Raw genomic sequence first — 24,156 nt, 5'->3', positions numbered from 1 at the left:
CTGCCACATAACGTTTGAACATAGATATTTACACTTATTAAGAGGAATTATAAATTAAGAGACTCTTTAATTTGAATAACGGTAGCTGGTAGTTGATCTTATAGAATAAAAAAGGCCCCGTGGTAAACGGGGCCTGACAATATATTCAAAATGGCTTATTTCACGATCACGAGTTTGCCGGTATAGGACCTGCCGCCACTATTGATGATAAAATAATAAGCGCCTGCCTGTAATGTAGTAACCGGTACAGCAACCCGGTATAGCTGGTTGGCCGTCACGGTTCCGTTAAACAATACTTTTTCACAGGCCCCCATCATATTGTATATACGCAGGGTAGCCTGGGTGTTTTGGGGCGATGCAAATTCAATGACGCTATTGGTGGTAACCGGGTTCGGGTATGCTTTATACGTAAAGCTGGTTACCATGGCGGCAGCTGAATTTTGCACAGCAACCGCTGTTGTCCCTTTCCTGGCGGCGCAATCGGAATAATCTTCTGTAACCTCGGTGAAGCTGGTTGTATTACAGCCATTGACATTGTTGGTCACTGTAATGAAGTATAAACCGGCTGCGCTGGTGGTAGTTGATGCTGCCACATCTACAAAATCAGTACCTAACCATAAATAAGATGCATTGGTTGCATCGGTAATGGCCGTGAGGGTAACTGTTGGGTTGCCACAGCTGATGGGGCTGCTGTTCTCAATTGTTAAAGAGGGGGCTGTGGTATTCTCTGCCACTGTTATTGACTTGCTCGATGTACAGCCGTTATTGGGGCTGGTCGCCGTTAACGTATAAGTGCCGCCATGCGTTACCGTGGCCGAGGAAGAGGTGGCGCTGTAATTGTTGGGCCCCTGCCATAAATAATTCACGCCTGTTGTGGAAGAACTGCCCGAAATGGTTACGCTGTTGGTAAGGCAGGTAATAGTACCGGAGTTATTAATAGAGATCTCACCCGGTGGCGTGGTGTTTTCTTCTACTGTGGTAATGGCAGTTGAAGAACAGCCGTTGGTTGGGTAGCTCGCTGTAAATGTATAGGTACCGCCATGGGATATTGTCGCTGTTAAAGTGGTTGCACTGAAACTATTTGGCCCGCTCCAGTTGTAATTCGTGCTTGTTGATGAAGCCGTAGCCGTGATGCCAATGCTGGGCGTTAAACAGGTTATGCTGCCATTATGCGTGGCAGTTACAACGGGGTGAGTAGTGTCGCCGGCAACAAAAGCGGTGTCGCTGCCGCTGCATCCGGTTGAAGGGTTAAGTACCGTTAAGGTATATATACCGGGAATAGTTACAACCGGGTTTTGTTGGGTGGATGTATATCCGTTCGGCCCCGTCCAGCTATAATTTACCCCAGCCGATGCAGCCGAACCGAATAGGGAGGCCGATGCATTGGTACAGGTAATGATACTGGTTGCGGTGGCGGTAGCGGTTTCGCTTAAATTAGCGGCGCCGGTCAGTTTTATATTATCAAAGAAATACCGTTCGGTAGGGTCTGAGTTGTTGGTTTTTATGATCACCTGCAGGGTGCTGCCGGTAAGGGCTGCAGATGTTACCGTAACAGAACCTGTGGTATTGGTGGTACTACCTATGCCGGCCAGGTCTTCATAAACCAGTGTTTCGGCCCCGCCGTTCAATTTGTAGTATACTCTTACGTAATCGGTGGTCTCAAAATAATCGCTGGTAGAGGCGGTTTCACTACGCAGGTCAACCGAAATAGTGGCGCTTGATTTTCCCGAAATATCAATCACCTGCGAGGTCCATACGCCTTCGGCCTGGCCGCTGAAAGAAGTTTTGAATTCATTGTTCTGTACAGAATAAGTGCCGGTTCCGCTGGTTGTTGCCGTCCAGGCAGTGGCGCCCGCATCTGAAACGGTACCATTGGCGAGGCCTGAAAAATCTTCTACCCAAAAGCTGGTAGCTGCTGCGGCGCCGGAAGTTACGGTTACCGATTGCGAGGCCGTGCAACCATTGGCAGGATTAGTTACCGTAGCAGTATAGGTGCCTATGGTACTAACGGCTGGGTTTTTGGAAGTACTGGTGAAATTGCCCGGGCCGGTCCAGGTATACGTTGCGCCACTTACTGTTGAACTCACGTTCAGGGTAATGGTTGGCAAACAGGCTATGGTTCCACCGGTAGCGGTAATATCGGGAGCCGTTTTATTTTCTGTCACCGTGGTAGTGGCCGATACTGTACAGCCTGAAGAAAGGGTGGCTGTAACTATATATTGGCCGCCTGCACTTACTGTTGGGTTTTGCAGGGTAGAAGTAAAGCTGTTTGGCCCCGTCCAGGCCCAGGCCGATACGGTGCTGCTGGCCGTTGCCGACAATTGCGCCGGTGCCGTACAGGTTACGGTGCCGGTCACTGAAGGTGTAACAGTCGCTGTGCCTGCGGTGCTGCCGCTTACTTTGATGTTGTCAAAAAAGTAGCGCTCGGTAGGGTCACTGTCGCTTGCCCTGATGATGATCTGCAGGGTACTGCCATTAAGGGTTGCAGAGCTTATGGTAGCGGAACCTGTTGTATTGGTGGTGCTGCCAATGCCGGCCAGATCTTCATATACAAGGGTCTCTGCGCCGCCGTTCAGTTTATAATACACCCGTACATAATCGGCCGTTTCAAACGCATCGCTGGTACTGGCCAGTTCACTGCGCAGGTCAACCGAAAAGCTCACATTGGCTTTTGAGGAAATGTCAATTACCTGCGAGGTCCAGGTAAGCACATTCTGACCGCTGTATGAGACCTTGAATTCATTGTTTTGAACCGAATAGGTGCCGGAAGTGCCGGTGCTTGAAGAGGTCCAGGCGGTTGTGCCGGCATCGGAGGTGGTGCCATTGCTTAAACCGGTAAAGTCCTCAAGCCAGAAGGTCGTTATGGCGCTGGCTGATACTGATACTGATTGCTGGGTGCTGCACCCGTTGGCCGGGTTGGTGGCCGTTACAGTATAGGTGCCGGCTGTACAAACAGTGGGGTTCTGGGCCGTTGAGGTAAAACTGTTCGGCCCCGACCAGCTATAGGTGGCGTTGCTGATATCGGAGGTAGCACTGATGCTTACACAGGAACCACAGGCCAGGGCGCCGCCGGTGGCTGTAACTACAGGCGCGGTTTTGTTCTCTGTAACGGTAACGCTGGCCGAACCGGTGCCCGTGCTGTTGGTAGCAACCACTGTGTAAGTGCCTGCCGTGGTGATGGTTGGGTTTTGGGCGGTTGACGTATACCCATTGGGGCCCGACCAGCTCCAGGTGGTAGTGCCTGAACCGGTAGCAGTGGCCGACAGGGCCAGGGATGCGTTACTGCAGGTAAGCACGCCTGAATTGGCTGCCGCCGCCGTTACCGAAATGGCTGAAACCGCGCAGGGGCCTTTCTCTTTGAATACCCGGTATTCTTCAATATAGTACTTGGAGGTTTGTGAGCCGCCGTTGTTATAGTTATAGATCCTGACTACGAGCTGCACATTACTGCCCGTAAGTGTGCCGGAAGTAAAATCAATGGTGCCGAAATTACCGGTGCGTGAATCAAGGAGGGTTTCGGCCCCGCCATCTATTTTATAATAGATCTTTACGTATTCCGAACTGTTCATGTCGCCTTCAGCAGTGACTTTTACGGCCACCTGAAAATCGGAATAACCTGCCGTTGAAAATACGCGTGAATACCAAACGCCTTCGCCGCCGAGTTCCTGTGCATGCAGGCGGTTCGATTTTACGGCAAAATAGCCGGTAGAAGCTACATGCGATGCATCGAGATACCAGCCGGTTGCCGAAGCATCTACGGTGGTGCCGTCGGGCTGGTTGAACTTGCCGCTGATAATAGGGCATTCAGGCGTAGCCGATAAATAGTTGCTAAATAAAAAAAATAATAAGAGGAACGCTAAGAGTTTAGGTAGTTGTCTTTTCATATCAATGGAATTTAATTCTAATATGGCAATACTATCCCAGGACGTTCTTACGCCGTTGGTGTGTTAAGCTGATAAGGTTATGAAAATGTAGATTAGCGGTGTTTCGTGTAACTGTTGGTGTTTGTGTTACTTTATGAAGTGCAGGTTATTGAAGGCGGTCAAATTAATGACAAAGTTTTCGGGGAAACACATTTATTTTCAACTTATCCTTTGGGGAGTGCCAGTCAGGCGATGATAAGTTATGAATATAAAAGATGTGTGGTTGGCAGCTATATAAAAAAGAAGCGACCCGCCTGGTGCATGTTATTGCGTACACCAGGCGGGTCGATCAGCTTGCAAAAGCATCTAATTTACTTTTTGCATATACTCCGTGAGGAATTTCTTGGGTGGTTGTCCGGTTATTTTTTTGAATACCCGGTTAAAGGTAACGGCATTATTAAAGCCGCTTTGATAAGCAACGGCAGCCAGGCTGTCGAAATTTTCTGCCACGATCTTTTTGCAGGCTTCATTGATACGCACTTCATTCAAAAAGGCCACATAGGTTTTCAAGGTGTGCTTTTTGAAATACCGGCAAAAAGCCTGTGGGGTAAGATGGGCCACATCGGCAATTTGTTTCAGGGTAATGTTCTCGGTATAATGCGTCATGGTGTACTGGTAAATATCATTCATGCGCAATCCTTCCGATTCGGTGATAGAGCTTTCAGTATGGGTTGTAGACAGTGATTTATATTGTTTGATGCGGCTGAGGTTTTGCAGCAGTTGAATAAAGAAGGACAGTCTGATGCCGTTGCGGGCTTCCTTCACCAGCAACATTTTTTTCATAATATCGTGCTGGTGCGAGGCCGGAACCTGTAAACCCTTGCGGGTGGCTTCCATAAACTTTTTAACGTTGCTCATTTCGGGCAGATCGAGGATCTTGCCGAATGGGCCGCGCAGGTCAACAAACAGGGTAAGTGCATGGATGTCTTTATGGCTGTTCTTCTCAAAATAAACCGGATCGCTTTTAAACAGGTGGGGCTGGTTGGCGCCCAGGATATAGATATCACCCGATTGAAAGCGCTGCATACAGGTGCCGGCAATGAGCGTTCCCTCTCCTTTGATGATCCATGTAAGCTGTGTTTCATTGTGGCGGTGCAGGTGATTGTAAAAATGTGGTAACTTATCTTCCTGTACCATGATAGAGGATTCTGAAGAAACCGGTATCGTGAACTGAACGACTTTCATCTGCAATTATTTGTTTTTAGTTTTGGCCAGCTGAAAACTCCCCACGACAAAATTCATGTGCAGTGGCCTGGCTGTTTAACCAATATTACCAAATTTTTCCCGTATTGTGATCAATGAGGTTAATATTGGTAAAAAACTGATTAATTGTAGAGCGGACACGAGCACTGATAGAACAACGGTTTAATACTGATCAGGAACCTGCAATAATAGAAACCCATTCACCATTGACCTTCCCCACCTTGTTAAAATCGGTAACAAACTGATTAAAAGAGGCTATCCTATACTAACTGCTTCATAATACCTTTATTAAAAATTAATACGAATGAGTATATCATGGAAAGGTGTTTTTCCTGCCTTCACAACCAAGTTTACAGCAAATGATACCCTCGACCTGGCATTGTTTAAAAAAGGCCTGCAATCGCAGCTGGATGCCGGTGTTGATGGTATTGTGCTGGGGGGCAGTCTCGGGGAAGCAAGTACCCTTACTACCGAAGAAAAAGAAACGCTGGTAAAACTGGCCATTGAAATAGCTGGTCCGGTTCCGGTTGTACTGAACATTGCAGAAGGCGCAACCAAAGAAGCCGTACGGCAGGCTGCATTGGGCAAAAGCTGGGGCGTAAAAGGACTGATGTTATTGCCACCCATGCGTTACAAGACCGATGCCCGCGAAACGTTTACGTTCTTTAAGGCCGTTGCCCAATCAACCGATCTGCCTATTATGATCTACAACAATCCGGTTGACTATAAAATTGATGTTACCCTCGATATTTTTGAACAACTGCTTGAATTCGATAATATCCAGGCGGTGAAAGAATCAACCCGTGATGTGTCGAATGTGACGCGGATGATCAATACGTTTGGCGATCGCTATAAGATCCTGTGTGGGGTTGATACCCTGGCCATGGAGGAGTTGCTGATGGGCGCCGATGGCTGGGTGGGCGGACTGGTAACTGCTTTCCCCCGCGAAACCGTTGCGGTATTCCGACTCATAAAAGCCGGTATGATTGAGGAAGCCCGTGCTATTTACCGCTGGTTCCTGCCATTGCTCGAACTGGATATTCATCCCAAACTGGTGCAGTACATTAAGCTGGCCGAAGCACAGGTGGGATTGGGTTCAGAATATGTGCGCGCACCACGGTTAACACTGATTGGGGAAGAACGGGAACGTATTTTGGCAATCATCAACGAGGGTATTGCAAACAGACCAGAATTACCTGAATATATGAAGTATGAGGTAGGAAGTATGAAGTAGGAAGTATGAAGTAGGTGCCAGTTACCGGTTACCAGTTGCCGGGCCTTGAATTTCGATCACTTTACCTGTTGTGGGGGTCTACGAATTTTTTCACCTGGTAACCGGGACCCGGTAACCGGAAACAGTAACATTGACCATATACGCTTATGAGAAAGAATCATTTATTAATCCTTGGCTGCATGCTAACCGCCTTGTCATCTATGGCTCAAACCGCTCTTTACCAGCAAACCAGTGAAGTAAATAATGTGATGGTGCAATACGAAGCCGATCACGGCAGTTTGAACCGGTTCTATTTTGTAGAAAATTCACCTGAACGGCGCGACAGGCTGGCAACCCTGGTCACTGACTACCTGAAACAGGTTCAGCAGTTGAATTATGAAAGCCTGCCCACCGGCAGCCGCGTAGATTATATTCTGTTTAAAAGGAATCTCAATGAAGAGCTGCGGGTGCTCGATGTGGAGAAAAAAGAATACGGGCAGCTCGACGCCTGGTTTACGTTTACGCCCGGCATTTATGACATGGAAAAATTCCGCCGCCGTGGTTCGCAACCCGATGCGCAGCAATGGGCCGCCAGTATGAAAAGTATTGCCGGCAGCATTGATAAATTATCCAAAACCCTGGAAAAAGATACCACCATAACCATTAACCTTATCCGTCGGGCCCAGGGTATTGTGCGGGGGTTGCAGGCCGCGCTGAAAAGCGTGAATGAATTTTATGCCGGCTACGATCCTGGCTATACCTGGTGGATGCCCGATACCTTCAAGCACCTCGACAGCGCCCTGGAGGCCTATGGAAAGCTTTGGCAACAAAAAGGAAAAGCCGCGCCCGGTGGTAAAGATGATGGTAGTGGCATAGTTGGTTATCCCATCGGAAAAGAAGAGATCATCCGCCAGCTGCAACAGGAGTTCATTCCCTATACCCCGGAAGAACTGGTTGATATTGCCAATAAGGAATTTGCCTGGTGCGATGCAGAAATGTTGAAAGCTTCACAGGAAATGGGTTTTGGCAAAGACTGGAAGAAAGCACTTGAAAAAGTAAAGAACACTTATGTGGCGCCGGGTAAACAACCCGAGGCCATCATGAAAATATACAACGAATCCATTGCCTTCCTGAAAAAGAATAACCTGCTTACCATTCCACCCATGGCCGAAGAAACCTGGCGCATGATCATGATGACGCCCCAGCGGCAATTGGTGAATCCTTTCTTTACCGGTGGTGAAGAGCTGAGTATTTCTTACCCAACCAATACCATGGAAGAAGACGACAAAATGATGAGCATGCGGGGGAACAATCCGCATTTTTCCCGGGCAACAGTACACCATGAACTCATTGCCGGTCATCATTTGCAGGGCTTCATGAACAGCCGGTATAAAGCATACCGCAATTTTGATACGCCATTTTGGGTTGAGGGCTGGGCCCTGTACTGGGAGATGTTGTTGTGGGATCTTAAATTTCCGCAATCGCCCGAAGACCGTGTAGGTATGTTGTTCTGGCGCATGCACCGTTGCGCCCGCATCATTTTCTCATTAAACTATCACCTCGGTAAATGGACGCCGCAGCAGTGTATCGATTTCCTGGTCGATAGGGTAGGGCACGAACGCGCCAATGCCGAAGGCGAAGTGCGCCGTTCATTTGTGGGCGGGTATAGCCCGTTATACCAGCTGGCGTATATGATCGGCGGGTTGCAGTTCTATGCCATGAAAAAAGAACTGGTCGACGGTGGCAAAATGACCTATACCCAATACCATGATGCCGTGCTGCGCGAGAACGCCATGCCGGTTGCCATGGTTAGGGCGATAATAACGAACCAAACGTTGCCGAAAGATTATAAAGCGGAGTGGAGATTCTACAATAGGCAATAAGCAATATGCAAGGGTTGTTAGAATTTTTGTGCATTGCCTATTGTCAATATATACCTTATACCAATTATGAAAAAGTATACCCTCTCATCATTGCTGTTGCTGACTATGTATTGTAATGCACAATCATACGTGCCCGAAAAGCAACAACCCAAAATGAAAATAAAACCGGTTGTTCCGGTGAAGGCATACAGCTTTAACCTGCAGGATGTGCAATTGCTCGATGGCCCGTTCAGGACCGCCATGGAAGCAGATGTGCGATATTTGCAGTTGATAGAACCAGACCGCCTGCTGTGTGATTTTCGCGAGCATGCCGGCCTGAAAGCAAAAGGCGAACGTTATGGTGGCTGGGAAAATTCGGGGTTGGCAGGTCATACGTTGGGTCATTACTTATCGGCCTGTGCCATGCATTACGGCGTTACGCACGACAAACAGTTTCTCGATAAAGTAAATTACATCGTGAATGAGTTGGCCGAATGTGGGCCCAAGCGCAATGGGTATGTAGGCGCTATTCCAAAGGAAGACAGTATGTGGGCCGAAGTGGAAAAGGGGAATATCCGCTCAAGAGGATTTGACCTCAACGGCGCCTGGTCGCCCTGGTATACCGTGCACAAGATCATGGCCGGACTGCTGGATGCTTATCTGTATTGCGATAATAAGAAAGCCCTGACGGTTGAAACCGGCATCGCCGACTGGACGGCACACCTGCTGAGCAACCTGCCCGACAGCTCGCTGCAACGCATGTTGTTTTGCGAATACGGCGGTATGAATGATGTGCTGGTAAATACGTATGCATTGACCGGCGAAAAAAAGTACCTCGATCTTTCTTATAAATTTCACGATAAACGCATCCTCGATTCGCTGGCTCTGCAAAAAGACATTCTGCCCGGCAAACATTCCAATACCCAAATTCCTAAAGTAATAGGTTGCATTCGCCGCTATGAATTAACCGCAAGTGATAAAGACAAAACCATTGCTGATTTCTTTTGGCAAACCGTGGTAAACAATCATACCTATGCGCCGGGCGGTAACAGCAATTATGAATACCTGGGGCCGGTGGGTAAATTGAATGATGCGCTCACCGATAATACCATGGAAACCTGCAATACCTACAATATGCTGAAATTAACCCGGCATTTGTTTGCTTTGCAGCCTTCGGGCCAGTTGATGGATTTTTATGAGCGCGCCCTGTATAACCATATCCTTTCTTCCCAAAATCACCACACCGGTATGATGTGCTATTTTGTACCGCTGCGCATGGGCACCCAAAAAGAGTTCAGTGATTCCTTCAACACTTTTACCTGTTGCGTGGGGTCGGGTATGGAAAATCATGTGAAGTATGGCGAAAGCATCTATTTCCAGGGGGCAGATGGCAGCCTGTATGTAAACCTGTTCATTGCGTCGCGGTTGAACTGGAAAGAAAAAGGCGTGGTAATAGAACAACAAACGCAATTGCCGGCCAGTGACCGGGTGCTATTGACAATAAAAGCGGCAAAACCGGTATCGTTCCCATTGTGTATCCGCAATCCATACTGGTCGAAACAGCGGATATGGGTGGCTGTGAACGGAAAGCTGGTAAATGCAACCGCCGATGCCAATGGCTACTTCACCATCACCCGCAACTGGAAGACCGGCGATACCGTTGAATTTAAACCGGAGCTGTCATTGTACACCAGGGCAATGCCCGATAATGCCGGCCGTGTTGCCGTGTTTTACGGGCCGTTGGTATTGGCGGGCGTATTTGGTAACCAGGAACCCGACCCGGTGACCGGTATACCGGTACTGGTATCAACGGAAAACGATCCGCAAAAATGGTTGAAGGCCGATGATAGCCAGCCGCTGGTCTTTCATTCGGTGCATACCGGCCAGCCGCAGGAGGTTACGCTGATCCCTTTTAACCAGGTGCAAAAAGAATTTTACAGTGTGTACTGGGACCTGTTCACCCCCCAGGGCTGGGCCGAACAACAAAAAGTTTACGAGGCAGAACGCAAAAGAAGGCATGAAATAGAAGTAAAGACAGTTGATCTGTTGCGCCTGGGTGAAATGCAGCCCGAAAGAGATCATGATTTTGGCGGGGAAAATTTAAATACGGGCGAAGAACATAACAGGAAATATCGGGTGGCCTATCCCGGCGGTTATTTCTCTTTTAACCTGAAGGTTGATTCTGCAGCTGCCAATACCCTGTTATGCACCTACTGGGGAATGGATAACCGGGGCAGAACATTCGATATACTCGTGAATGATGTGAAAATTGCAACGGAAGACCTCAATAAATACAAGGCCAGTAAGTTCTATGAGATTGTATATACCATACCTGCTAATGTTACCAGGGGTAAAGTTACCGTGAAAGTGACCTTCAAGCCGGCCTTACACAATATGGTGGGCCCCGTATATGGCGAAGTGCGGATGATGAGAGGGGAGTAGGTTGATAAGATTGACCAGTTAATAAATGAACAGTCCGTTCCGGTTTGGCCGGGACGGACTGTTGCTTTTTGGGGGCTTTATAATCCCGGCTGACGGGGCAGGCTTTTATTGCACCCTTTTATAATAGCCAGCCCGGTGCCGGGTTGTAAATAGTTTACTTTTAAGAATTTAGCATACAAAGGGAATGTTGAGCTTCAGGCATGGGATTTTATACCCGATAGGGTGCTCCCGGGAACGGGAACATGAGTGAAAAGTGTTCAACCGGTGCTAAGCATAATTTTGCATGCTGCGGGTGAGGTAAATGCCGGCTTTTGTCGTCTGGTATGGTGCAACAGCAAAACAGCTTATCCTGTTTTAGCAGGCTTATTGGTGATTGCTGGCATTTCCGGGAACGTTGCCGGAAAAAAATGGCAGCCGGTTTTGTTGAGGAACGGAAAAAATTTCAGTTGACTTTGTTTGTATTTTTTATATAGAGCCTATGGATTATCCCTGTTCAATTCAACAGCATATAAAAAATATAAGTTTAGTTCTTATCTTCGACGCCTGTTTAACCATTATTTCGGTTACTGGCAAACGGAATATTATTATCGTACTTAAACACAATAAACTAATATAGAGTACGGTTAATGGCCTGTTGGTTTTGAACTATAGTAAAAGCATCTTTTAAACTACTTATTTTTTTATTGAATGGCATTCCTGGAGAAACAGTTGTACGTTAAAAAGTCTACCTTACCCAACGCTGGAAAAGGATTATTTACCAAAAAATTTATTCCTAAAGGAACCCGTATTGTAGAGTATAAAGGCAGAACAAGGACCTGGAAAGAAGTACAGGCCGATGAAGCAGAGAGCCCTTATATCTATTACGTGACACGCAATTTTGTAATTGATGCACTGAACGATAAAAAGGCCCTTGCCCGCTATGCCAATGATGCAAGAGGTCTTGAACGTGTAAAGGACATTAACAACAACGCGGAGTATGCTGAAGATGGCAAGCGTGTATTTATTGAAGCTGCCAAAGATATTCCGGCCGGTGGTGAAATACTGGTAAGTTATGGACCTGAATACTGGCAGGTGATCCGCCACAACATTCGTATTGATGAAAAGGAGAAAAAGAAATTACTGGCCAATGGCGCTAAAGTTAATGGCGTGAAATTGAATGGCGTAAACGCCCGCCCGGATGATCCGTTCGGACGGGGCAAAACGAATGGCAAGAAAGTAAATGGAAAGGTTGCCAATGGGAAGAAAGTAAATGGCAAGGCTGCCAATGGGAAGAAAGTGAACGGGAAAGCAGTTAATGGGAAGGCCGCCAAAACAAATGGCAAAGCTCATAAAGTGAAAGTGAATGGCAGCAAGCTGAATGGCGTAATGGCCTGATGCCCGGTTGCTATTTCATTAGCTTCTCTATAAACAAATTGATGACTTCAACCAGGATCAGGATAATGATGATCCACTCCAACACAATGCTGTTCCTGTATTGAAGCAGATCTTTAAACAAGTCGAGGTTCTCTTTTACAATTTCCAATCCCTCGCGAATAGTTCTGAACCGGGCCTGGAGGTCGAAGGTTTTTTTAAGACCGATGTCCAGCCGGTTCAGGTCTTCATGTTCCCAGGTTTCTTCGGGTGAATCAAAAATATACAGGTTGGCCTCAATGCGGTTTTTGAGGTTCAATGTGCGGCCAATGTATTTTTTCAGATTGGTGCCGCTCAGGTCGAGCCGGCCTTTTTTTTCCAGTTGCTGGGTATGATGCGTGGTTTCTTCGAGCAACAGGTTGGTTTGCTGGCTGAAATGGTCCAATGCTACAGATTGCGAAACGTTTAGCATGATCAGCCGCAGGCTATCGGTACTGGCCCGTTCTATTTCAATCTTATTATAGCCGAAATTATTTCTGCTCGCATTTACTTCAATATCAAACTCGTCGCTGATGTGCTGGTCGAGCGGGTTTTTGCAATAAGGCGTAATGGCCTGAATAAAGGCCATGGTCTCCACTTCATTGTATCCCAACAGGCTTACGATGCCGTATTTGAAAATATAGGCAAATTTCTGGGTATGCGAATTTACCCGGTAAAACAATTCGTCTGAATCCCCATGCAGCAACTCGGCCTTGAAAACAGTTTTAAATTGTTTAATATCAATGCTGTCGGCAATTTGTAAGGACAATACTTTTAGCATACATCGTCTGTTTGGTTGATCTCCGCTCCATAATTAAAGTTAACTCTTACTGGTCAATGGTCAATAGTCAATGGTCAATGGATTCACGAAATTTCTGCTTTTCCTATTAATTATCAGGCTTGCGAATCGGGTTCTATTCACCATTCACCATTGACCATTCACCAATCCTAACTTAAACGTTTCAGTAAATAAATCATTCGTTTCTGAAAACGATTCCAGCTTTTTTTATCAAGTTTGGGGTGCTACGATATAAAACCAAAACAGATTGCTTATGCCATTTACTTGCTACATGCGGGCCAGGGTTCCCCTGCCCGTTCCCAGGCTATTATTGCCTTTTTTGCTACTTATTCCCTTATTTTCCGGAGCGCAACTGAAAACGATTTCAGGAACAGTTATCGACGAAACCAATGCGCCGGTTCCCGCCGTTACGGTGATCATCAAGAACACCAACACTGGCACAAAAACAAATTCCAAAGGTCAATTTACGCTCAGTGCGGCTGCAGGTTCTGTGCTGGTATTCACCTCAACCACTTATGAAACCATGGAAGTGCCGGTTGACGACCGCACCGAATACCCTGTTACCCTGAAGCTGAAAGTGTCTTCCATGGCCGATGTGGTAGTGGTTGGTTACGGCCGCCAGAAAAAGGTGAACCTGGTGGGCGCGGTAGGCACCGTAAATGTGGATGACAAGATCACCACCCGCTCCCTGCCCAACGTATCGGCCGGGTTAAGCGGATTGGTTCCGGGACTGGCCGCCACGCAAAGCACCGGTATGGCCGGCCGTAACGGCGCCAACTTATTGATTCGTGGATTGGGGACCGTTAATAACAGCAACCCGCTCATTGTGGTCGACGGAATGCCCGATGTTGACATCAACCGCATAAATGTTAATGATATTGAAACCATTTCGGTTTTAAAAGATGCCACCTCTGCCTCGGTATACGGATCGCGGGCCGCTAACGGCGTTATTCTTATTACTACCAGAACCGGAAAAGGGGGTAGAAAAACTGCTATTAATTTAAACACCAATATGGCACTGGAAAAACCAGTGAAGGCCTATTCCTTCATGGCCGATTACCCGCGGGCCTTAACCCTTGAGCAACGCCGGGCAGCCACCAACACCCTTCCTGCCAACCAGACATTCAAGAACGGAACTATTGATCAGTGGATGGCATTGGGCATGATAGACCCGGTTCGGTATCCCAACACTGATTGGTGGAATGTCATCATCCGCGACGGTTCGTACCAAAACTATAACCTGAGTGCTTCGGGTGGTAATGATAAATCGAACTTTTTTGCATCGGTTGGCATGCGTGATGAAGCCGGTTTGCAAATCAACAACGATTACAAACAGTTCAATGCCCGGTTCAATTTCGATTACAAAGTGCGCAACAATATGAATACGGGTGTGAAGTTCAACGGCAACTGGTCGAAGATCACCTATGCGTTGGAAGAAGGCTTTACCGATTCAGACCCTAACAATACGGCCGGCACCGATATGCAATATGCCATTGCCGGTATTTTACCCTATGATCCCACTTCTGGTAAATATGGCGGCGTTATGGCCTATGGCGAAGACCCGCAGGCATACAACCCCTATACCCTGTACGTAAACAGCTTAAACCGTCAAAACCGCCAGGAAGCCAACGTAATGATGTATTACGACTGGACGCCCATTAAGGGACTGACCGGTACCATTGATTACGCATTGAATTATTACAACCAGTTTGCCTATAACGCCAATATGCCCAACCAGGCATTCAATTTTCAAACCGGCACGTATGGCAGCCGCGTGTATGTGGGGCCCAATGCAGGGATAAGTAATAACACCGCTACCGGGTACAAGACCATGATGAACGGCCGGGTAAATTATCACACTACCATTAACGCCAATCATGAGATCAATGCGTTGTTTGTATATAGTGAAGAATACTGGTACGATCGTTTACAGGGCAGCTCGCGTAACGACCGCCTGTTCCCGGGTTTAAGTGAAGTAGATGCCGCCCTTACCGGTATTGTATCTTCCAGTGGAAGTAGTAATACCGAAGGATTGCGTTCTTATATTGGCCGGCTTAACTATACCGCATTCAACAAGTACCTGCTCGAAGGGAATTTCAGGGTTGATGGTTCTTCCAAATTCCTGCCCGGTCACCAGTATGGCTTCTTTCCATCAGTTGCATTGGGCTGGCGCTTTACCGAAGAGAAATTCATCAATAAGTTTACTGATAAATTCTTAACAAATGGAAAGCTGCGCGTATCCTATGGCGGGTTGGGTAACAACAGCGGGGTAGGCCGGTACGAACAACAACCAACCCTGGCGACCAATTTGTATATGATCAATGGCAGCGTAACCCGGGGTTTTGTGAACAGCAAGCTGATGAATACCGATCTGTCGTGGGAAAAAACAAGTGTATTCAATGCCGGGTTGGAACTGGCCTTCCTCAACAACCGGCTCACTGCCGAGCTGGATTATTACGACCGCCTTACTACCGGTATGAACCGTCCTTCAGATCTTTCGATCATGCTGTCGGGCGCTTACAATCCGCCGCGTAAAAATATCGGTAACCTCCGCAACCGCGGTATAGAAGGCAATTTCACCTGGAAGGATAACATCCGTACCCTGAATTATGCCGTTACCGTGAATGCATCGTATAACAAAACCCGGTTGGAAAAATGGAACGAGTATATTGGCCGGGGTTCTGCAAACTCGGGCGCCAATATTTTTGTTGACATGCCTTATAATTATGTGTATGCCTATGAAGCCATTGGCATTGCACAAACCTGGGAAGATATTTATAACAATACGCCGCAGGGCGCACAACCGGGCGATATTCTTCGTAAAGACATCAATGGCGATGGCCGTATTGATGCCAATGATATGCGGGCTTACAGCAACTTTACCCGCGACCGGCCTTCCACCTATGTTACGCTCAGCGGTTATGCCTCGTGGAAAGGGTTCGACATGGCCTTCATGGTACAGGGCTCATACGGGCGAAAAGACTTCTGGTTAAACGCCTTCAATAATACCAACTTCAGCACGGCCCGCTATGCATCTACCTGGGACCACTGGTACCGGCCCTGGTCGTGGGATAACCGCAGTGGCGACTGGCCGCGTTTGGGCGGCAGTGGTAACAACCAGGCAACAGGTACAACCGGCGCCGGTATGTCAACCTTCTGGCTCGACAATATGAGCTTCATCCGCTTAAAGAACGTTCAGCTGGGTTATTCCCTTCCGAAAAAATTGATCGGTAAAGCCGGCATCAGCAGTTTGCGTATTGCCGGAACGGCCGAAAACCTGGGTACCATTACTAAATACCGCGGGCTCGATCCTGAAAAAACGGGTAGTAACAATAATATGTACCCGCTGGTTAAATCTTATGCCCTGTCTGTTCAATTAGGTTTATAAACTGCTGCAAGTATGAAAAAAAGAAACTTACATATAATTATAGGAAAACCCGTGTTAATCATTCTGGCAGGTTGTATGCTTATGACAGCTTGCCGCAAGGGACTCCTCGATCAGGATCCAACCACAGAGATCCTAATATCCCAATACTGGAAGACCGAAGCCGATGCTACGTACGCGCTGATGGGAGCTTATGCTTCCATCAGGCCCTGCTTCGACCGCGATTATTATTTCGATGGCCAGGGTGAATATCTGCGCGACCGCAGCGGTACCAACAGTACCACCAGCGGCGATCTGCGCCTTGGCGATGCGTACAATAATGGTAACTACAATCCTTCCGGTTATGGGTCTTCTTTCGATAAAATGTTCCGCTACCTGTATGGCGGCATAAACAGGACCAACTATGTAATTGAAAATGTAAGCAACATGTTGCAAACGGCGGCGCCTTCATCGGTGGCCAACCTCGAAACCATTATTGGTGAAGCAAGGATGTTGCGTGCCCTGTGTTATTTCAGGCTCATCACTATGTGGGGCGATGTACCGTTCCTCAGTCATACCGTACCCAATGATGTAAATGACGCCAATATTGAAATTGGCAATCTGGCCCGCATGCCCATTGCCCAGGTAAAGGATTCCATTCTGTCTGACCTTACCTATGCGTATGAGAAGCTGCCTGCAAAGCCTTCGGCATTGGGTAGAACCGGAAAACCCGGCGCACTGGCATTGCGCGGAAAAGTACAATTGTACTGGGCTTCCTGGAAAAAGAATGGCTGGCCCGAACTGGATGGCTTTACGCAAAATACGACAGAAGCACAGGCTGCATATACGGCTGCTGCGGCCGACTTTAAAAAAGTGGCCAACGATTATGGCCTTACCTTATACAAAGGCGGCGACCCCGGTGAAATAGATACCCTGGGCAAAGCCGATAAATTACCCAACTATTATTACCTGTTCACACCCAAAGCCAATGGCGATCCTGAAATGTTGCTGGTGTTTACCCATGGAGGAACCGGTACCAGTCAGGGGGAAGAACTGATGCGCGATTTTGCCGGCCGTTCACACGAAGGCTCGCAATGCTGGGTATCGCCCCGTTTTGAAATAGCCGACCGCTATCAGTTGCTCACCACCGGTGATTTTGCACCCAAGCTCATTGGGTTAAACCCAACTACGGTAGCAGATGCCCGCACCCGCACCAATTCTGCAGTTAACCCGGCCAGTTATGCCAACCGCGATTACCGCATGAAATCAACCATTCAATGGGATTATGAAATGAGTGTGGGTATGGTGTCGCTGGCGTCAACAGGTATGTGTCCGTTCATTTATAAAACCTGGGGTTCGGCAGTTACTATCGACGGCATAAATTATATTACCTACAATACCGATGGCGTTAACTCGGGTTATGCTTTCCGCAAATTCGTTCGCAATTATGCGGGGCAGGGCCGTAGCGATGGCGATTTTGCCTGGCCGGTGATCCGCCTGGCCGATGTGTACCTGATGTATGCCGAAGCTACCAATGCAGTGAGTGGTCCGCAGGCCGATGCCATTGACCTGGTGAACCGGGTACGGCATCGTGGTAACCTGCCTCCATTGAGCGCAACTAAAACAACCAATGACTCTACCTTCTTTGCCGCTATTGAACAGGAAAGAATAGTGGAGCTCATTGGCGAAGGACAGCGGCCATTTGATCTTCGCCGCTGGCGCTTTATTGAAAAAAGATGGGCGCCGCCTGGCGATGCTGCGGGTGTCTGGCGCAACGATACCTGGGGCGCCAACCAATCAAGGTATTATCAGAACACTTCGTTCAGGGAGTATCAGCAGAATTATATTTTCCGGATACCGCCTTCTGAACGGGACCGAAACCCTAACCTCACGCAGAATGCGCCGTGGAGGTAACCAGTTTGTAAGGTTTTAGTTTTTTAGTTCTCAAAACAAGAAAAATGAAACATCTGATTATAATAAGTGCGCTGATAATGCTAAGCGCAACAGCATGTAAAAAAGATTATCCCGTTGACGATGATGGGTTGTTAATAACTCCGCGGGCAGAATGTTATGTGAGCAATTTCGAATTGCTGGGTGCAGACTATGTGACCGTGCTCACCAAATCGCCGGTGATCGATACAACGGCTCAAACGGTAAATGTAACCGTGCAGTTTGGTACCGATCTTAAAAACCTGTTCCCGCAATTTACACTGGCCACCGATTGCAAGCTGGACCCCAAGATCGTAGGCAAGGTCGATTTTTCTGACCTCGCCAATCCGAAACAATACACGGTGATCTCCGGGAACAGGCAGATCCAGAAAACATATAAAGTATTGATCACGGTTCAACCGAGATAGTCACTCACGAAAAAAGCGTCAATTATGCAACTTCAATCAACATATATCAGAGACACGTTTTTGCTGACCGCCCTGCTGCTAATAATGGCCGGTTGCAAAAAGAAAGATTACGAGCTGCCGGTGCCAAAGGATGTACTGCAAAACGATTGTATAAAAAGGACCCAGGGGCCTAACATTGTAGGGCAAACTATTGAGTTTGCCTATGCCATGGCCATACTGGCCGAAAAAGGAAAACTGGTTTCGGCCCACGTAGAAGCCACTATTGATGGCGCCGCCGGTACCTGGATGGAAAATAAATCGTACTACACCAACAACAGTGGGGTAGATGTAGGCATAACAGTGGGTAGCACTTCCGTCACAACCAAGAACATCACTACGGTTAGTTTTAGCAAAGACACCAATGCCGCAACCCTGCGCTATTATTATATTATTCCCGATGCAGCCCGTGGACAATCCGTATCCTTTACTTTTTCTGCCGAGAGCAGCAATGGCGAAACAGTATCCTACAAAATGGGTCCGTATACGATTGCTAAAATGGATATGAAGCGTAACATTGCTGTTTCTGACGGCAACCTGGCGTATATCTCTATCGCCGACATGACAGCGTACAATGCAACCGATGCTGCAGCCAAAGCCGGCAGCATTGACCTGGTGTATCTGTATCGCAATTTAACCACCAGCGCCTTTAATCATGCGTTGGTATCACCGGCTGCCGATGCACAATATTTACCGGGTATTACATTGCCCGGCGGCGTGAACCGTAGCACCAATGAGCGCAAGGCGTTTAACCTGCAGGATTATAATCTTGCGCAATTACAGTATGGCATCTATATCGATGACCTGGATTTTCAACAGTTGAATATGTCGAATGAACCTAATTATGCCATAAACCTGAAGCAGGAGGCTGGTGTATGGGTTGAGACCGCCGATCATAAATACCGGGCGTATATCTATTTCAACTCTGCCAATAACACCAGCAAGAGTGCGGTGCTTAGCATTAAGCGGTACGCTATGTAAGATTGATTGAAAAGTTGGCTCCGGGTAGCGGGGCCGACTTTTTGGTCATTAAGCGATCGTAGCAGCCAGGCCTCCGGGTCTGGCTTTTCTTTTTAAGATCAGGGCGCTGATGAGGGAGATCACCAAACCAACGGGCAGCACTTCAACATAGGTCAGCAATACTACAAACAGTGGGTTCTTGTACATTTCCCTTAATGTATTCATTTGGGCGTTTGTTTTGTTCAGCTCCAGTTGGGTAACGCCGCTTTGTTTAGCTTCATTGATCATATGGGAGCAGTATTTGTCTAACCAGTCGGGAAAAAAGACATAATATTCAATGACCCAGGTGAGTACATAAAAAGAGGAGGCAATGAGCGTAATGAACAACCCTACTTTAAACGCCTTGCCAAAACTGATAATGCCATTGTTGAACTTGTCGCGGTAATTTTTAATGCCCAGGAAGATAAAAGAAAAAGCTACCAGCATGCCGGCATAACCAACCACTTCATTGGCTTTGAAGTTGGAATTATAATAGCAACTGATGGAGGAGTATACGGCAAAGCAGGTGATGACCAAACCGGATAGCAATCCAAATACTAATACATTTTTTTTCATGTGTGAGGTGTTAGGTGAGTGAATCCCGGCCGGGTACCGGCAGCCGGTTATGACACAAAAATGGCGGGTTAAACGATAGCGTCGTTCATACTTTCGGGTGATTTTGGTGTAAACCCCGGCTTTTATACCAATGGGTGATTGAATTTAAGGGATAAGGTTCAGTCTTTTAGCTTTTTCAATGGCCTGGGTGCGGCGTTTTACATCCAGTTTTTCGAAGATGCGGGAAGAATGTGTTTTCACCGTGTTCAATGAAACAAATAAACGGGCGGCGATCTCCTGGTTGCTCAATCCTTCGGCGATCAGTTGCAGTACTTCCAGTTCCCGTTTGCTTAAACCAAGTTTGGCTAGTTCTGCTTCATTGGTGGCAAAATCCCGGGCAGGTGTTTTGTACACTTCTTTTTCAACCACAATGGTTTGAATTTTCGGGCGCGCCAGTTTTAGTGCCAGCCATATGCCCAGGGCGGTAAAAATAAGGGCGATGGCCCCAATGTATACTTCCAGGGCATGGTCGATGATCATAAACCGGAACTGCAACCATTTTAATATAAATAATAGTACGGCCATTGATATGCCGTACAGGATCGGGTGTTTATATTTTGCCAGTCGCCTGAGTGTCATTTCCCGAAGTTATGTCGTGATCGGTATTATAAAAATAAGGTATTTTAGGTGGCGTCTGTTCCTTTCCGGCTGATTTACGGTTTTCATGATCATCGACATTTATAGATTCCCCCACCACACTCATCTACCCACAACCCCCGTTGATCGATTTTAGAATGAAATTGGCTATGCGGGTCAATGGTTTTACGCAACGTTTTTGTCAGGCTATTATCAACACGACAAAAACCATAAAAAAACTTCTCATGAAAAGTGCGTTCACCAAACCCGTACTGTATGTGATGATCTGCAGTATCAGCGTTGCCTGGAAATGTAACAAGAATGATAACGAACCTGAGTTAACTACCGGTAACTGGAGCGTTTCCACCGATTTTAAAGGCGACCCACGAAGCGATGCCGCTGTATTTGTTATTGGTGACAATGCGTATGTTCTCACAGGAACAAATGACAGAGGACCTTTTAAAGACATGTATATGTTTGATGCCAACAACGGTAACTGGACTAAAAAAACACCCTTAACTGGTAATGCCCGTACTGCAGCCGTAGCATTTTCCATCAACGGAAAAGGGTACGTTGGCACGGGGTATAACGGTGATGTGGACCTACAGGATTTTTGGGAGTACGATCCGGGTACAGAAACCTGGACGCAGAAAGACCCCCTGCCGGGTGATGCCCGTCACGATGCCGTAGGGTTTGCTATTAGTGGTAAAGGATATGTATGCGGTGGTTACTCAACCAGGGCATATAACGATTGCTGGGAATTCGATCCCACAGCGCCTGCCGGTTCTCAATGGAAAGAAAAAGCCGGCTTTCCGCACAAGACAAATGCAGCCGCTGCATTTGTGCTGAACAATAAAGGATATATTGTTACCGGCACCAACAATGCAGAGATACAAAGAGAGTTGTACCAGTTTGATCCTTCTGTATCTTCCGGCGGTCAATGGACCACCAAAAGACCGCTGTATAATTATAGCAACGACTCGTACGACGATCACTATACTTCCATTATTCGCCAGAATGCCGTTGCTTTCGTACTAGGCAATCGTGCATTTTTAGCCACCGGTCAAAATGGTGGTTATGTAACCAGCACCTGGGGCTATGATGCAGAAACAGATACCTGGAAAGAATACACCGGCTTTGAAGCAAAACCGCGCGAAGGCGCCGCTGCCTTTACCGTAAAAGACCGCGCCTTTGTGTTAACAGGTAAAACTGGCACCCTGTACCTGGATAATATGTTTGAGTTCAGCCCTTATATTGAAAAAGTAGATGGCGATTAAATTATTTTGGGGCGATCATTAACTGTATCGCATCATTGGCCTTTGGCGCTGTAACGGCAAAATTGATGCGATAAATGTTATCGCCCCATTTCTCCTGTACGCCTTTGTCTTCCATACTGGTTAAAGCAACTTTCTCCACTGTTGGTTGCATTTGCCGGGCGTTGTATTGAATAACAAAATCTTTTGGTTGGCCATTTTTTGGCTGGTAATGAATGACCAGTTCGCCCGGTTTTATTACTTCGGCCGGGTAACAGGTCATCAGGTGTTCGGTAATGGGGCCTGCTGTTTTCAGTGTGAAGAGGTCTTTAACCACAACGTTCTTACCCCGGTTCAGCCGAACGGCGCGTTGCCAGCTGGTGATGCCCGCCTGTTCAGGATAGGCGGCTGCTATATTGAGCGACAGTTCGGCAAATGTTTTGTTTGTAGTATACGCTACCTGGTTCGCTTTGTATTGGGCGCCCGGCAATTGATTGGCGCCATTGATAGTGGGGGTATTGTGGTAGTCGGAACAGTTGAACCAGATCTCGTACCGTTTATCGCTAAACGTTTTACGGGTATAGGTGCCGCGGCCGACATCGATGAGCACCGGGGCGCCATTATAATACACAATATAATTGCCTACATCGTTGTGGTTATGGCTTTCGTCGTTGTGACCGCCCTGGGCCGCAACAAACAAACCCGCTGTTGTGCCTTGTTTGTCGCGGGCGATCATCACCTGTATGCCCGGAAACCAGGCATCGGCCGGCAACGGCAAACGCTGGGCGCTTTGTTGAAATGCATCCTGCATAAACAGTTCAAACAGGTTCCTGAAATAATGGAACCTGCCTGCCTGGCCACTCGCCGGTTTGCGGTAGAAGGCGCCAAACTGCATCATGCTGGTATCGCGAATGGCTTCGCCAAAACGGTAGATCATACTGGCTGCCATGCCGGGTTGCGGATCGGCATCGGCAAAATCAAGGAAATAGTTTTCGCTTATTTGGGCCCGGTAAATAAAGCGGGCCATGTTCTTTATTTTTTCATTGTCGTACACATAGCTGAAGGCATTATTGGTGGCCAGGTTCAGCATGGAAATATTATCATATAAAGAGGCCGCTGCGGCTCCCCAGTAGCCCGGGCCCTCATCGCAGCCGCCATCCTGCGGATATGGATTTACAAATGCATCCAGCACGGTGAGCAGTTTGGCGATCATATTGGTGCGCTTGGTGGCGTCCTTTTCCAACAACAGGGCCGCATTTAACCAGTTGGAACAGATCCATGGGTTCCAGTTATTCGGTGGACGGCCGTTGGCGCTGGCAGCCATCCAGCCATGTGGTTTGTTCATCAAGGGCTGAAAGATGCGGTTATTGGTTTCGTAGTAAATGCGTTTTCTGATCTGCGGCGATACGGCATCCAGTTTGTCGCCTACAAAGTAATCGGCCCATGCCAGAAAGGTGGCCGTTTCTGCACTGAACAGTTCTACGAAGGGTTGCGAAACATCCATCAATCCCGAATATTCTTTATTACGGGGCAGGTGTGCCGGCACGCCCCAGAACGATTCTTCACAAATACTCCAGATACCATTAATGATAGCATCGGTGAACCGCCCCTTGTTCTCAAATACTTCGGCCAGCACCAGGGTTCCCAATACGTTGCGCTTTTCAAAACTCACGCGTTCGTATTTTTCCCGGTCGCCGGTACGTTCAATGAGCAGGGAGGTGGTGGCCGGAATAGATGGCCATTGATAGGTAAGATAGGATTCAGCCTGTTTTACGGTAGCCTGCATCATAGCGGTACTGGCTTTGGTCCAGCCGGCCCGGTCGGTGATGCGTGGAAAGGGGGTAAAGTTGGCTATTGGAATAAGCAGCTCCTGTAATTGTTGGGTAGAATATTTGCCGCTCAACAGGTTTTGTTGTGCGGTTATCTGTAGGCTCACCAGGGAAACAGCCAGAAAAAGCATTGTTTTTTTCATATAGCAGCAGCGTGAATAATGTGAAATGATCGGTATGGGAAGCCCAACACCGGTATTTAAATTTATCTCTTATAGATGGCAGACCCGGTAAAAATAGTTGCTCGCCGCCCGTTTTTTTACGAAAACGTTTCAGTAAATAAATAAGTTATATCT

The 24,156-nt window shown here is 47.5% G+C and carries 15 protein-coding genes; 9 read left to right on the top strand and 6 right to left on the bottom strand.

Translation table 11 applies throughout. The features are described from left to right. Positions 1–155: 155 nt before the first annotated feature. Positions 156–3,884: a T9SS type A sorting domain-containing protein gene (locus A3860_RS11895; protein ID WP_081146923.1), complete on the bottom strand. Its 3,729-nt coding sequence runs from the start codon at positions 3,882–3,884 to the stop codon at positions 156–158. A gap of 345 nt (positions 3,885–4,229) precedes the next feature. Then, positions 4,230–5,108 carry an AraC family transcriptional regulator gene (locus tag A3860_RS11890; protein ID WP_081146922.1) on the bottom strand — a complete coding sequence of 293 codons (879 nt, stop codon included), beginning with the start codon at positions 5,106–5,108 and terminating at the stop codon, positions 4,230–4,232. Positions 5,109–5,430: 322 nt separating this feature from the next. Here A3860_RS11890 and A3860_RS11885 point away from each other — a divergent pair, with 322 nt between their 5' ends. The 4 genes from A3860_RS11885 to A3860_RS11865 all read left to right on the top strand — a co-directional run bounded on the left by A3860_RS11885 (position 5,431) and on the right by A3860_RS11865 (position 12,017). After that, a complete protein-coding gene (locus A3860_RS11885) occupies positions 5,431–6,360 on the top strand; it encodes a dihydrodipicolinate synthase family protein (RefSeq protein WP_081146921.1) in 930 nt (309 codons plus the stop codon). A gap of 200 nt (positions 6,361–6,560) precedes the next feature. Further along, on the top strand, positions 6,561–8,222 hold the full coding sequence (locus A3860_RS11880) for a DUF885 family protein (protein WP_245843527.1): 1,662 nt from the start codon (positions 6,561–6,563) through the stop codon (positions 8,220–8,222). Positions 8,223–8,288: 66 nt separating this feature from the next. Continuing rightward, the gene (locus tag A3860_RS11875; RefSeq protein WP_081146919.1) at positions 8,289–10,643 is read left to right on the top strand and encodes a glycoside hydrolase family 127 protein; all 2,355 of its coding nucleotides are present in this window, start codon (positions 8,289–8,291) and stop codon (positions 10,641–10,643) included. A gap of 687 nt (positions 10,644–11,330) precedes the next feature. Further along, the gene (locus tag A3860_RS11865; protein ID WP_081146917.1) at positions 11,331–12,017 is read left to right on the top strand and encodes an SET domain-containing protein; all 687 of its coding nucleotides are present in this window, start codon (positions 11,331–11,333) and stop codon (positions 12,015–12,017) included. A 10-nt stretch (positions 12,018–12,027) separates the two neighbouring features. Here the strand turns inward: A3860_RS11865 and A3860_RS11860 are convergent, their stop codons facing one another. Next, positions 12,028–12,813 carry an RMD1 family protein gene (locus A3860_RS11860; RefSeq protein WP_081146916.1) on the bottom strand — a complete coding sequence of 262 codons (786 nt, stop codon included), beginning with the start codon at positions 12,811–12,813 and terminating at the stop codon, positions 12,028–12,030. A gap of 271 nt (positions 12,814–13,084) precedes the next feature. On the opposite strand from A3860_RS11860, the gene A3860_RS11855 reads away from it, so the two are divergent. From A3860_RS11855 to A3860_RS11840, 4 genes are read left to right on the top strand one after another with little or no spacing between them, the layout of a single operon-like run. Then, positions 13,085–16,219, top strand: coding sequence for a SusC/RagA family TonB-linked outer membrane protein (locus A3860_RS11855; RefSeq protein ID WP_081146915.1), 3,135 nt, complete (start codon positions 13,085–13,087; stop codon positions 16,217–16,219). Positions 16,220–16,231: 12 nt separating this feature from the next. Next, complete coding sequence (locus A3860_RS11850) at positions 16,232–18,109, top strand: RagB/SusD family nutrient uptake outer membrane protein (protein ID WP_081146914.1); 1,878 nt, start codon at positions 16,232–16,234, stop codon at positions 18,107–18,109. A gap of 44 nt (positions 18,110–18,153) precedes the next feature. After that, positions 18,154–18,552: a hypothetical protein gene (locus A3860_RS11845; protein WP_081146913.1), complete on the top strand. Its 399-nt coding sequence runs from the start codon at positions 18,154–18,156 to the stop codon at positions 18,550–18,552. A gap of 24 nt (positions 18,553–18,576) precedes the next feature. Beyond that, positions 18,577–19,569: a DUF4466 family protein gene (locus A3860_RS11840; RefSeq protein WP_081146912.1), complete on the top strand. Its 993-nt coding sequence runs from the start codon at positions 18,577–18,579 to the stop codon at positions 19,567–19,569. 48 nt (positions 19,570–19,617) lie between these two features. Here the strand turns inward: A3860_RS11840 and A3860_RS11835 are convergent, their stop codons facing one another. Both A3860_RS11835 and A3860_RS11830 read right to left on the bottom strand, forming a co-directional pair. Then, complete coding sequence (locus tag A3860_RS11835; RefSeq protein WP_081146911.1) at positions 19,618–20,163, bottom strand: DUF4199 domain-containing protein; 546 nt, start codon at positions 20,161–20,163, stop codon at positions 19,618–19,620. A 144-nt stretch (positions 20,164–20,307) separates the two neighbouring features. Continuing rightward, positions 20,308–20,781, bottom strand: coding sequence for a response regulator transcription factor (locus A3860_RS11830; protein ID WP_081146910.1), 474 nt, complete (start codon positions 20,779–20,781; stop codon positions 20,308–20,310). Positions 20,782–21,023: 242 nt separating this feature from the next. Here A3860_RS11830 and A3860_RS11825 point away from each other — a divergent pair, with 242 nt between their 5' ends. Then, a complete protein-coding gene (locus A3860_RS11825; protein WP_158085212.1) occupies positions 21,024–22,055 on the top strand; it encodes a Kelch repeat-containing protein in 1,032 nt (343 codons plus the stop codon). Between the two features lies 1 nt (position 22,056). On the opposite strand, the gene A3860_RS11820 is transcribed toward A3860_RS11825, so the two are convergent. Then, a complete protein-coding gene (locus tag A3860_RS11820) occupies positions 22,057–24,003 on the bottom strand; it encodes a heparinase II/III domain-containing protein (RefSeq protein ID WP_173820198.1) in 1,947 nt (648 codons plus the stop codon). Between the last annotated feature and the right edge of the window lie 153 nt (positions 24,004–24,156).

The sequence above is a fragment of the Niastella vici genome, from assembly GCF_002077945.1.
GTDB lineage: Bacteria > Bacteroidota > Bacteroidia > Chitinophagales > Chitinophagaceae > Niastella > Niastella vici.
Note: the sequence above shows the minus strand (reverse complement) of the source record. Positions and strands in the feature narration are given on the sequence as shown.